The organism is Mesorhizobium sp. Z1-4 (assembly GCF_004000235.1).
GTDB lineage: Bacteria > Pseudomonadota > Alphaproteobacteria > Rhizobiales > Rhizobiaceae > RCIO01.
This window is the reverse complement of the sequence record NZ_RCIO01000001.1, coordinates 809,000-820,402: the sequence shown is the minus strand read 5'-3', so window position 1 is coordinate 820,402 and position 11,403 is coordinate 809,000. Positions and strand designations below refer to the sequence as shown.

11 protein-coding genes are annotated in these 11,403 nt (G+C 63.3%); all 11 read right to left on the bottom strand.

Annotated features, from left to right (window positions below):
* Nucleotides 1-48 precede the first annotated feature (48 nt).
* The 11 genes from EP165_RS03890 to EP165_RS03840 all read right to left on the bottom strand — a co-directional run bounded on the left by EP165_RS03890 (nt 49) and on the right by EP165_RS03840 (nt 11,351).
* Complete coding sequence (locus EP165_RS03890; RefSeq protein WP_127520226.1) at nt 49-300, bottom strand: formate dehydrogenase subunit delta; 252 nt, start codon at nt 298-300, stop codon at nt 49-51.
* On the bottom strand, nt 290-1,114 hold the full coding sequence (gene fdhD, locus EP165_RS03885; RefSeq protein ID WP_127520225.1) for a formate dehydrogenase accessory sulfurtransferase FdhD: 825 nt from the start codon (nt 1,112-1,114) through the stop codon (nt 290-292). The genes EP165_RS03890 and fdhD overlap by 11 nt, the downstream gene beginning before the upstream one ends.
* 8 nt (nt 1,115-1,122) lie before the next feature.
* Nucleotides 1,123-4,014 carry a formate dehydrogenase subunit alpha gene (gene fdhF, locus EP165_RS03880; protein WP_127520224.1) on the bottom strand — a complete coding sequence of 964 codons (2,892 nt, stop codon included), beginning with the start codon at nt 4,012-4,014 and terminating at the stop codon, nt 1,123-1,125.
* 10 nt (nt 4,015-4,024) lie between these two features.
* The gene (locus EP165_RS03875; protein WP_127520223.1) at nt 4,025-5,581 is read right to left on the bottom strand and encodes a formate dehydrogenase beta subunit; all 1,557 of its coding nucleotides are present in this window, start codon (nt 5,579-5,581) and stop codon (nt 4,025-4,027) included.
* Nucleotides 5,578-6,057 carry a formate dehydrogenase subunit gamma gene (locus EP165_RS03870; RefSeq protein WP_127520222.1) on the bottom strand — a complete coding sequence of 160 codons (480 nt, stop codon included), beginning with the start codon at nt 6,055-6,057 and terminating at the stop codon, nt 5,578-5,580. The genes EP165_RS03875 and EP165_RS03870 overlap by 4 nt, the downstream gene beginning before the upstream one ends.
* A gap of 134 nt (nt 6,058-6,191) precedes the next feature.
* Nucleotides 6,192-7,091, bottom strand: a complete 900-nt coding sequence (locus tag EP165_RS03865; RefSeq protein ID WP_127520221.1) for a LysR family transcriptional regulator — start codon at nt 7,089-7,091, stop codon at nt 6,192-6,194.
* Between the two features lie 47 nt (nt 7,092-7,138).
* Entirely contained in the window at nt 7,139-7,624 is a 486-nt protein-coding gene (locus EP165_RS03860; protein ID WP_127520220.1) for a VOC family protein, read from the bottom strand.
* Between the two features lie 73 nt (nt 7,625-7,697).
* A complete protein-coding gene (locus EP165_RS03855) occupies nt 7,698-8,828 on the bottom strand; it encodes an ABC transporter permease (RefSeq protein ID WP_127520219.1) in 1,131 nt (376 codons plus the stop codon).
* Nucleotides 8,825-9,742, bottom strand: a complete 918-nt coding sequence (locus EP165_RS03850) for an ABC transporter ATP-binding protein (RefSeq protein ID WP_127520218.1) — start codon at nt 9,740-9,742, stop codon at nt 8,825-8,827. Before EP165_RS03850 ends, EP165_RS03855 begins: the two co-directional genes overlap by 4 nt.
* Complete coding sequence (locus EP165_RS03845; protein WP_127520217.1) at nt 9,739-10,692, bottom strand: HlyD family secretion protein; 954 nt, start codon at nt 10,690-10,692, stop codon at nt 9,739-9,741. The genes EP165_RS03850 and EP165_RS03845 overlap by 4 nt, the downstream gene beginning before the upstream one ends.
* Complete coding sequence (locus EP165_RS03840) at nt 10,689-11,351, bottom strand: CerR family C-terminal domain-containing protein (RefSeq protein WP_127520216.1); 663 nt, start codon at nt 11,349-11,351, stop codon at nt 10,689-10,691. The genes EP165_RS03845 and EP165_RS03840 overlap by 4 nt, the downstream gene beginning before the upstream one ends.
* Nucleotides 11,352-11,403 lie beyond the last annotated feature (52 nt).

The following is an 11,403-nucleotide window of genomic DNA, read 5'->3' as shown; positions in this document are numbered from 1 at the left end:
GTGTTATGTCAAATGTCAGGCGCGCCGAACGGCAGCTGATTTCGGCGCTTAATTCGCCGGCTCAGGCCATCGAACGTCGCTCGATGCGGACAATACGAGCGGCAACAGGCCGTCGCCGCCGGCGTCAATCAGTTCGCGCAGCCGCCGGCGCATGCGCGGGTCCCAGAAATCGTTGATGTGTTTCGCGACGCCTGCCAGGGCCTCGTCTTCGGGCATCGACTTGAAGAATGTTGCGATCTGGTTGGCCATGTAGACCAGCTTCTGGTCCGTATTCATCGCCGTCTCGGCGTCATGCGACATCGGCGGATGCTCCAGCCTGGATGCGGTCGGGCCGCGTGAAGATATCGAACTCGTCGCCGCGCACCAGCGCAACCAGCGTCATGCCGGCTTCCTCGGCCGTGCGGATGGCAAGCGCGGTGGGCGCGGAAACCGCCACGATCATTCCGGTGCCGAGCTGCGCCGCCTTCTGCACCATCTCGACCGAAACCCGCGAGGTGATCACCACGATGCCGGTCGCGCCGCTGGTGCCTGACCGCGCCAGCGCGCCAGCAAGCTTGTCGAGCGCATTGTGCCGGCCGACATCCTCACGCGCCGCAACAATGCCTTCGCCGGGCACGTAGAAGCCGGCGGCATGGACGGCCCCGGTTTCGGCATGCATGGGCTGCTGTTTGGTCAGAAGCCGTACAGCATTCGAGATTTCCGTCGATGACAGCAACAGTTCCGCCTCGGCGACGGAGGCAACCGACCGCATCGCCTCATCGATCGATTCTATACCGCACAACCCGCAGCCCACAGGTCCGGCGAGGCGTCGCCTGCGCGCCTCGAAGCGGTGGTTGGCCTCGTCCTTCAGGCGGATCTGGATATCGATGCCGGCGCCCGCTTCCTCGATTGCGATGTCTTCGATTTCGTCGGCGGAGGCGATGACGCCCTCCGTCAGCGAAAAGCCGATCGCGAAATCTTCCAGATCGGACGGCGTTGCCATCATCACGGCATGCGTGGTTCCCGCATAGCTCAGCGCTACCGGCGTTTCCTCAGGCACCATGCGCGCGGCTGCCCGCGTGCCATTGGCACGGCGGGCAATGCGGCTGGTGGAGGTGAGCGGCGGCCGGATCATGACAGCGCCTATTCCGCCGCTTCCATGTGGCCGGCAATGCGGCGGCTCTTTTTCGTAAGTTCCTCATATTCCTCCTGCCAGTCGGTCGGACCGTTGGAAGGCGAGATTTGCACCGCCGTCACCTTGTATTCAGGGCAGTTGGTCGCCCAGTCGGAATAGTCGGTGGTGACGACATTGGCCTGCGTGTCGGGGTGGTGAAACGTGGTGTAGACCACACCCGGCGCCACCCGGTCGGTGATCAGCGCGCGAAGCGTCGTTTCGCCGGCGCGGCTTGCAATCCGCACCCAGTCACCGTCGCGCACGCCGCGCTGTTCGGCGTCATGTGGGTGGATCTCCAGCCGGTCTTCGTGGTGCCACACCACATTGTCCGTACGCCGGGTCTGCGCCCCGACATTGTACTGCGAGAGTATGCGCCCGGTGGTCAGAAGCAGCGGGAAGCGCGGGCCGGACTTCTCGTCGGTCGCTACATAGTCGGTGCGGATCAGCTTGCCCTTGCCGCGCACGAAGCCGCCAATGTGCATAACCGGCGTGCCCTTCGGCGCCCTGTCGTTACACGGCCACTGCACGGAACCTTCGCTGTTGAGCAGCTCATAGGTCACATTGGCGAAGGACGGGGTGGTCGCAGCGATCTCGTTCATGATCTCGGAGGGATGGCTATAGCTCCAGCCAAGCCCCATCTCCTGCGCGAGACGCTGCGTGACTTCCCAGTCGGCGAGCCCGTTTTTCGGCTCCATGACCTTGCGCACCAGATTGATGCGCCGTTCGGCATTGGTGAAGGTCCCGTCCTTTTCCAGGAAGGTCGAACCGGGCAGAAACACGTGGGCGTAGTTCGCCGTCTCGTTGAGGAAGAGGTCGTGGACGACGACGCATTCCATTGCCTCCAGACCGGCGGCCACGTGATGCGTGTTCGGGTCGGACTGCAGAATGTCCTCGCCCTGAATGTAGATGCCCTTGAACGAACCATCGACCGCCGCATCCAGCATGTTGGGGATGCGCAGGCCGGGCTCTGCGTCGAGCTTCACGTCCCACATCTTTTCGAAGATGTCGCGCGTCGCATCGTCCGACATGTGGCGGTAGCCGGGCAGCTCGTGCGGGAAGGAGCCCATGTCGCAGGCGCCCTGCACATTGTTCTGGCCGCGCAGCGGGTTCACGCCGACGCCGGGCCGGCCATAATTGCCGGTCAGCATGGCGAGGTTGGCGATCGCCATCACCGTGGTCGAACCCTGGCTGTGCTCGGTGACGCCGAGACCGTAATAGATCGCGCCGTTTCCGCCGCGCGCATAAAGCCGCGCCGCCTGGCGGATCGTCTCAGCCGGCACGCCGGAAACCTTTTCCACTTCTTCCGGGCTGTTCTGCGGCTCGGCCAGAAATGCGGCATAGTCTTCGAATTCCGACCAGTCGCAGCGCTCGCGAATGAAGGTCTCGTCGTGCAGTCCCTCAGTTACGATCACATTCGCCAGCGCGGTCAGCACGGCGACATTGGTGCCGGGCTTCAGCGGCAGATGGTGCGAGGCCTCGACATGGGCCTGGCGCACGAGGTCGATGCGGCGCGGATCGACCACGATCAGCTTGGCGCCCTGCCGCAGCCGTTTCTTCAGCCGCGAGGCAAACACGGGATGGCCGTCGGTCGGATTGGCACCGATCACCATTACAACGTCGGTATGTTCGACGGAATCGAAATCCTGCGTGCCGGCCGAGGTGCCGAGCGTCGTCTTCAGCCCGTAACCGGTCGGCGAGTGGCAGACGCGCGCGCAGGTATCGACATTGTTGTTGCCGAAACCCTGCCGCACCAGCTTCTGCACGAGATAGGTTTCTTCATTCGTGCAGCGTGATGAGGTGATGCCGCCGATCGAACCGCGTCCGTATTTCTCCTGCAGCCGTTTGAATTCGCCGGCGACATGCGAGAATGCTTCTTCCCAGGAGACTTCGCGCCACGGGTCGGTGATCTTCTCCCGCACCATCGGGTTGAGAATGCGATCCTTGTGGCTGGCGTAACCCCAGGCAAAGCGGCCCTTCACGCAGGAATGGCCGCGGTTCGCCTTGCCGTCCTTGTAGGGCACCATGCGCACGACATCGTCGCCCTTCATCTCGGCCTTGAAGGAACAGCCCACGCCGCAATAGGCGCAGGTCGTCACCACCGAGCGGTCCGGCATGCCCTGCTCGAGCACGGTCTTTTCGCGCAGCGCGTCGGTCGGGCAGGCCTGTACGCATGCGCCGCAGGAAACGCATTCCGAGCCCAGGAAATCGTCTTCGTGCATGCCGGCCGAGATGCGACTTTCAAAGCCACGCCCCTCGACGGTGAGCGCGAATGTGCCTTGAACCTCCTCGCAGGCGCGCACGCAGCGCGAACAGACGATGCATTGCGAGGCGTCGTAGGTGAAATAGGGGTTGCTCTCGTCGCGGGCGATGTAGTCGATATTGAGCGAACCTTCGCCGGGCGCGACGCCCGGCTCGACATGGTTGCGCCCGTCGGTGCCGTAGCGGTTTTCGGTCAGGCCCACCTGTTCCGCCACATGGTCGAACTCGCTGGCGCCGGTGCCGCGCTGCTCGTTCCATGCGCTTGGATGGTCGGAGACATAGAGCTCCATCACGCCCTTGCGGATTGCGTCGAGCCGGTCGCTGCGCGTGTGCACCTCGATGCCTTCCGCCACCGGCGTGGTGCAGGAGGCCGGCGTGCCGCCGCGTCCTTCGATCTCGACAAGGCAGACCCGGCATGAGCCGAAGCTTTCCAGCATGTCGGTGGCGCAGAGCTTCGGAATTTCGATCCCGGCATCCATCGCCGCCCGCATGATCGACGTACCTTCCGGCACCGTCACTTGCTTGCCGTCGACGCTGAGGGTCACCGTTTTTTCGGCCTTTGAGGCCGGGGTGCCGTAGTCGATTTCCTTGACGAATGACATTGGCCGTCTCCTATTCCGCCGCTTCGCGCATCGGCGTCGGTCGGAAGTCTTCCGGAAAGTGTTTCATAGCGCTCATGACAGGGTAGGGCGTGAAACCGCCCAGCGCGCAGAGCGAACCGAATTTCATCGTGTTGCAGAGGTCGGTCACGAGTTCGAGCTGCTTCTGAGGCTCGATATTCGCCCTGACCTTGTCCAGCACCTCCACGCCGCGGGTCGAGCCGATGCGGCAGGGCGTGCACTTGCCGCAGCTTTCGATGGCGCAGAACTCCATCGCAAACCGCGCCTGCTTCAGCATGTCCACCGTGTCGTCGAAAACGACGATACCGGCATGGCCGATCAGTCCGTCGCGCTCGGCAAATGCTTCATAGTCGAATGGCGTGTCGAACAATTCGCGTGGGAAATAGGCGCCGAGCGGCCCGCCAACCTGCACCGCGCGCACCGGCCGGCCGGTCGCTGTGCCGCCGCCAATGTCGTCGACCAGCTCGCCGAGCGTCATGCCGAAGGCGGCTTCGAACAGTCCGCCATGCTTGATATTGCCGGTTAGCTGGATTGGGATCGTGCCGCGCGAACGGCCCATGCCGAAGTCGCGATAGAAGGCCGCACCCTTGTCCATGATCACCGGCACCGAGGCGAGCGAGATCACATTGTTGATGACGGTCGGCTTGCCGAACAGGCCCTTATGCGCGGGCAGCGGCGGCTTGGCGCGCACCTGTCCGCGCTTGCCTTCCAGGCTGTCGAGAAGTGCCGTCTCCTCGCCGCAGACATAGGCTCCGGCGCCGATGCGAACTTCGATGTCGAATGCATGGTCCGAGCCAAGCACGCTGCGGCCAAGAATGCCGGCCCTGCGCGCCGCCGCGATCGCCTCGTTGAGCACGATATTGGCGTGCGGATATTCCGAACGCAGATAGATGTAGCCCTTGGTGGCCCCGGTCGCGATGCCGGCAATCGTCATGCCTTCGATGAGAACGAAGGGATCGCCCTCCATCACCATGCGGTCGGAGAAGGTGCCGCTGTCGCCCTCATCGGCATTGCAGACAATGTATTTCTGCTCGCCCTGCGTATCGAGCACGGTCTTCCACTTGATGCCGGTCGGGAAGCCGGCCCCGCCGCGCCCGCGCAGACCGGACTCGGTCACTTGCGCCACGATCTCCGCCGGCGAAAGCTTGAGTGCGTTTTTGAGGCCCTTCAGCCCGTCCCGCGCCTCGTAGTCGGCCAGCGACACCGGATCGGTGATGCCGCAGCGCGCGAAGGTGAGGCGGGTCTGTTTGGCGAGGAAGGGAATGTTTTCAGGCTTGCCGAGCCAGAGCTTGTGCTGGTCGCCGGACAGGAAGTCGTTGTCGAATAGCGACTTCACGTCGGACGGTTTCACCGGCCCGTAGGCAATACGGCCCTTGTCGGTCGTCACCTCCACCATCGGCTCCAGCCAGTAGAGCCCGCGCGAACCGTTGCGCACGATTTCGGCCGTCACGCCGCGCGCCTTGAGTTCTTTCGCGATCTCGGCGGCCACCTTGTCGGCGCCGAGCGCCAGTGAGCCGGAATCGCGCGGAACGTAAATGCGCGTGGTCATGCTCGCACCTCCGCCGCGATTTCTTCGGCCTTGGCATTGTCGAGCCGGCCGATCACCTCGCCGTCCAGCATAGCCGACGGCGCGCAGGCGCACAGCCCGAGGCAGTAGACCGGCTCCAGCGTCACCGAGCCGTCTTCCGTGGTTTCGTGGAACTTGATGCCGAGCAGTTCCTGCAGCCTTTCGGCAACCGCGTCGCCGCCCATCGACTGGCAGGCTTCGGCGCGGCACAGCTTCAGCACATGCCGCCCGGCGGGTTCACGCCGATAATCGTGATAGAAGGACACCACGCCGTAGACCTCGGCGCGCGAGATGTTCAGCGCATGTGCAATCACCGGCAGCGCCTCTGTCGGCACATGGCCGAACTCTTCCTGCACACCATGCAGGATCGGCAGCAGCGGGCCTTCGAGCCCTTTCAATTCGTCGATGATCGTCGAAGTCTTGGCTGTAACCTCGGTACTGTGCGGCTGCATCGTCATGCAGCGCCCTCCCTGAAAACCGGCCGGCATTTGCTCGGCGATCACGAAATCAGAACAAACGCGCCATTTCAATAAAGCAGAATCGTTGTTTGATAGAAATCTTCTATCAAACGGCTCCCTGGGAGAGAGTTAGATCAGACGCGCTTTTCGAGTTTGTCTGCCAGCGCCGTGGCCTCGTTCAAAAACGCCGCGACCAGCGGTGTATGCGGCTCACGCTTTGCCGCAATCAGCCCGACGATGTGGCTGGCGTCCGGTTCCACGATCGGGATGGCGCGGATCGGCTCCGCGAAACCGAATGTCTCGGCGAGATTGAGCGGCATGATCGACGACCATTTGCCGGTGCGGATATGCGAGAACAGCACGATCATGGAATTGGATTCCAGTGTCGGCCGCGCAGTTACCCCGGCCTCGGCCAGATGATGGTCGATAATGCGCCGGTTCTGCATGTCGGGCGTCAGCAGGCAGAGCGGCAGCTCCGCGACCTCCTCCCAGCTTACCTTGTCACGGTCCGACAGCGGGTTTCCGATGGCGGTGATGAGCTGGTAGCGCTCGGAGTAGAGTGGCACCGAGACGACGCGCCCCAGTGGTTCATTGTCGAGATAGGTGACGCCGATATCGATCTCGAAATTGCCGAGCAGCGTCTGTACTTCGACCGAGTTGCGCGACAGTACGGAGAAACTGACGCCGGGGTGCTTTTCGCGGAATGGAGTCGTCAGGTCCACGATCATCGCCAGCGCGGTCGGAATTGCCGCGATGCGCAGCCGTCCGGAAAGGCCGTGCCGCGCCGCCCGCATCTCCTCTTTCATCGTGTGCGCATCGCCGACGATGCGCCGCGCCCAGGCAAGCACCTGTTCGCCCTCAGGCGTCAGGCCCTGAAAGCGCGAACTGCGTTTGACGAGAAGCACGCCGAGCTGGTCCTCGAGCTGCTTGATCGCCGCTGACAATGTCGGCTGGGTGATACCCAGTTCCTCGGCCGCGCGGCCAAAATGTTCGGTGCGCGCCAGCGCGATGAAAACTTCGAGCTTGTCGATCATGGCGCGAAACTAGCGGCGTGAGAGCCTCGCGCCAATCGAAATGAGGGTCAGCCGCGCGCCGCCGCCTCAAGTTCCGCGACGTCGAGCTTCACCATTTTCATCATCGCCTCGGTGACGCGTTTGGCGACTTCGCGGTCAGGGTCTTGAGTGAGCCGGCGCAGGGCTTCGGGCACGATCTGCCATGCGAAACCGTATTTGTCTTTCACCCAGCCGCACTGCACTTCGCGGCCGCCATCTGCGGTGAGCTTGGTCCAGTATTCGTCAACCTCGGCCTGGTCCGCACACATGATTTGAAACGACACGGCGTCGTTCGGCTTCGCCTCGGGGTGAGGTCCCCCGTTGAGGCAGAAGACCTGATGGCCGTCGATGATCACCTCCGCCGTCAGAACCTGGCCCTCTTTCGTATAGGGCTCGCCGCCCGCCGACGCATGTTCGATACTGCCCAGCTGCGCGTCCCGAAATACCGAGGCATAAAAGCGCGCCGCGTCTTCGGCCTCGGTTTCGAACCACATCCATGTGCTGATTTTGCTCATCTCGATCTCCCGGTTTCGTCTCATATGCCGAGGACGCAGCAGCGATGTCCGATCCAACAGGAGTGCGAAAAATTTAGTCCAGCGTGCGGCGGAAGCGTGCGAGCGCGATCGTGGCATAGACCACGATGAAGATGATCAGCGTCGAGGTTTCCCAGGCGACGGCAGGGAACTCGGCCCCCTTCAGCATGATGGCGCGCACCACCCGCAGGAAATGCGTGAGCGGGAAGATTTCACCCAGCCACTGCGCCCACATCGGCATGCCGCGATAGGGGAACATGAAGCCTGACAGAAGCAGCGATGGCAGGAAGAAAAAGAACGTCAGCTGCAGCGCCTGCATCTGCGTGCGCGCCATGGTGGAGATGAAATAGCCGAGCAGCACGAGGCCGAGAACGAAGAGCAGGATCGCGTTCATCAGAAGTGCTATCGAGCCGACGAACGGCACGCCGAACATCAGCTTGGCGGCCACAAGCACCACGACCACCTGCACGGCGCCGACACCGAGATAAGGCAATACCTTGCCAAGCATGATCTCGAACGGGCTGGCGGGCATGGCGAGCAGGTTTTCCATGGTGCCGCGTTCGGTTTCGCGCGTCAGCGCGATCGAGGTCATCATCACCATGGTCATCTGCAGAATGACGCCGAGCAGGCCGGGAACGATGTTGTATTGCGAAATGCCTTCGGGGTTGTAGCGCCGGTGAACCACCACTTCGAGCTGGCTGGGATCGCCTGCGGTGGCGTCGAGCCCCCGTTCGCGCGTAAGTGCGCTGCGTGCCACCGTGCTCAGCGTCGAGATGGCGCCGCTGGCGGCCGAAGGGTCGGTGGCATCCGCCTCGATCAGGATTTGCGGGCTGTCGCCGCGCTCCACCCGGCGCGCGAAGTCGGACGGGATGGTCACCACGAACACGACATCGCCGCGTGCGATCAGGAACTCACCTTCCTCGGCGCTGTTGACGATATGATCGAAGCGGTAATAGCCGGTCGTCTCCAGCGCGGAGACCATGGCGCGCGTGTACTGGTCCTGGCTGAGCACGACGAGAGCGGCAGGTAGTGCCTTGGGATCGCTGTTGATTGCGAACCCGAACAGCACCAGCTGGATCAGCGGCACGCCAAGCATCATGCCGAAGGTGATGCGGTCGCGCCGCATCTGGATGAACTCCTTGGCGAGCAGGGCAAAGAGCCGGGTGAGGGAGAAGAACCGGTTCATTGCATATTGTCCTGCGAAGAGGACATGAACTGAATGAACACGTCTTCGAGGCTGGTTTCGCCCCGTTCCACGGTCACGCCGTCCCGCTTGCGGAAAGGTTCGAGTGCTTTTTCCAGCGCTTTGGCGTCGGAGCCCACCACATGCAGCGTGGTGCCGAAGGGCGCCACCTGGTCGACGCCGGGTGTCTCGGCAAGCGCCCGCGCAACTTCGCCAAGTCGCGCGCCGCGCAGCACGAAGGTGGTCAGGCCGGCGTCGCGCACGACATCTTCAACCGTGCCTGTCGCAATCATCTTGCCATAGGCGATGTAGCTGATGCGGTGGCAGCGCTCCGCCTCGTCCATGTAGTGGGTGGAGACGAGCACCGTCAGCCCGCCAGCCGCCAGCCGGTGGATCTCGTCCCAGAATTCGCGCCGCGCTTTGGGGTCGACGCCCGCTGTCGGCTCGTCGAGCAAGAGCAGCTTCGGCTCGTGCATGATGCAGGCGGCAAGCGCCAGCCGCTGCTTCCAGCCGCCCGAAAGCGTGCCGGCAAGCTGGTTGCGCCGCGAGGTCAGGCCAAGGTCTTCGAGCGTTCGGTCCACATAGTCCTTGCGCGGCTTGAGCTGGTAGAGCCGTGCCACGAAATCCAGATTCTCGGCGATTGTCAGGTCTTCGTAGAACGAGAAGCGCTGGGTCATGTAGCCGACCTCACGCTTGATCTTCAGCGCGTCGGTTTCGAGGTTGTAGCCGAGCACCGTGCCGCCGCCGCCATCGGCGGTGAGCAGCCCGCACATCAGGCGAATGGTCGTGGTTTTGCCCGAGCCATTGGGCCCGAGAAAGCCCACGATCTCGCCGGTCTCCACCGTCATCGACACATGGTCGACAACGGTGCGGTCGCCGAAGCGCTTGACGAGATCATGAACTTCGATGGCGTTCACGGCTGGTCGTCCGCCAGCCGGACATCGACGATCTGCCCGGGTTTGAGCTGCGCCGCGCCGTTTTCAGGCCTCGCCTCGATCAGATGCGAAAGCTTCTGCCGCGTCTCAAGCGAATAAATCACCGGCGGCGTGAATTCGGGCTCGGGCGACGCATAGCTGATCAGCGCCGTCAGGTCGCCAGGGCAGCCATCGCAGGATACCGCCAGTCGGTCCCCGATCTGGATCGTGGAGAATTGCTCCTCCGGCACATAGAGCTTCAGCTTCACGGCGCCTTCGGGAAGGATTGAGATCACCGGTGCCGAGGGGCCTGACAGATCACCCGGATTGCGGATGACGTCGCTCACGCGCCCTTGTTCCGGCGCGGTGATCGTGCGCTTGGAAAGCCGCCACCGCGCCTGTTCGAGCGAGGCTTGCGCCTGTTCAACCTGATGCTCGGCGGCGGTGATCGTCTCGGTGCGCGCCGGCAGGCGGGCAACGTCGAGATCGGCCTCCGCCTTGCCAACCATCGCCTCGGCGGTGGTGACCGAGGTCTGCGCCTTGTCGAGATCGGCCTGGGTGGCGATGCCGCGCTTGAAAAGGTCCTGCGTGCGTTCGAACACGCGCTGCGCTTCCTCGGCCTGTGCCTTTGCCGAGCGGAGCGCGGCTTCAAGCACGGCGATTTCCTCCGGCCGCCGTCCTTGCCGCAAATCGGCGAGTTGCGCCTTCGCCTGTGCTAGCGCGGCGCTTGCCTGCGAAACAGCAATCTGCGCGTCGGTGTCTTCCAGAACCGCCAGCGGCTGCCCGGCTTTCACCCGGTCGCCGCGCCTGACATTGATCACCCGCACTTCGGCTGCTTCGATCGGCGCCAGGCGGACAAACTCGCCCTCGACATAACCGACCGCGAGAGGCGCGGCGGGTCCGCATGATGTGAATAGCGATGCCGCGAGCGGCAGTGAACATAGCAGGCTCATGGCTGCGCTCCTTTGCGCGCACGAATGATGGCGCGGACATTGCTGCCGGCAATCGAGGCGAGCTTCGCCGCCTCTTCAGGACCGACCGAGGGCCAGTCCATGCGGCGGATCACGGCCTCGCGCCCGATCCGCAGATAAACGACCTGTCCGATCAGCGTAAAAACGGTGATGCGTGTTTCTTCGCTCTCCGCAGGTTCGCCGGTCGCTTGTTCCCAAAGCTGGCAAAGCCGCTTGTGGACTGGTTCGAAAACGCCGGCATACATGATGTCGATCACCGGGCCGGGATGCGAAATCTCGCGCAGCACGAACTGGATGACGCGCGGTGCGACAGAGCCGGCAACCAGAAATCGAACCACCGTTTCAACCGTCCGGACAAGGCGTTCTTCGGCCTCCTCGGCGTTCCTGGGCGCCGCCTCGGTGAGACCGACCGCCGGGCCGGCCACCGACTTGATTGTTTCGACGACGAAACGCGCACAGGCAGCGCGCAGCCCGTCCTTGCCGCCGAAATGATAGGCGATGGAGCCGATATTCGCCTTGGCAGCGCCGGCAATGCCGCGCGTCGATGCGCCCTCAAAGCCATGCCGGCCAAAAAGATCGAGCCCGGCCAGGATGAGTGAGTTACGGGTGGCGTCGGCGCCGCTTTCACGGGTTTCAGTCATCAAGTGAGTTTAATCGATCGATTGATTAAATTCAACTCTAAACGCCTGTGCC

Excerpts from the sequence above, each read along its gene's own strand:
- EP165_RS03890 (WP_127520226.1), bottom strand. The coding sequence starts at position 300 with ATGTCGCATGACGCCGAGACGGCGATGAATACGGACCAGAAGCTGGTC.
- fdhD (WP_127520225.1), bottom strand. The coding sequence starts at position 1,114 with ATGATCCGGCCGCCGCTCACCTCCACCAGCCGCATTGCCCGCCGTGCC.
- fdhF (WP_127520224.1), bottom strand. The coding sequence starts at position 4,014 with ATGTCATTCGTCAAGGAAATCGACTACGGCACCCCGGCCTCAAAGGCC.
- EP165_RS03875 (WP_127520223.1), bottom strand. The coding sequence starts at position 5,581 with ATGACCACGCGCATTTACGTTCCGCGCGATTCCGGCTCACTGGCGCTC.
- EP165_RS03870 (WP_127520222.1), bottom strand. The coding sequence starts at position 6,057 with ATGACGATGCAGCCGCACAGTACCGAGGTTACAGCCAAGACTTCGACG.
- EP165_RS03865 (WP_127520221.1), bottom strand. The coding sequence starts at position 7,091 with ATGATCGACAAGCTCGAAGTTTTCATCGCGCTGGCGCGCACCGAACAT.
- EP165_RS03860 (WP_127520220.1), bottom strand. The coding sequence starts at position 7,624 with ATGAGCAAAATCAGCACATGGATGTGGTTCGAAACCGAGGCCGAAGAC.
- EP165_RS03855 (WP_127520219.1), bottom strand. The coding sequence starts at position 8,828 with ATGAACCGGTTCTTCTCCCTCACCCGGCTCTTTGCCCTGCTCGCCAAG.
- EP165_RS03845 (WP_127520217.1), bottom strand. The coding sequence starts at position 10,692 with ATGAGCCTGCTATGTTCACTGCCGCTCGCGGCATCGCTATTCACATCA.
- EP165_RS03840 (WP_127520216.1), bottom strand. The coding sequence starts at position 11,351 with ATGACTGAAACCCGTGAAAGCGGCGCCGACGCCACCCGTAACTCACTC.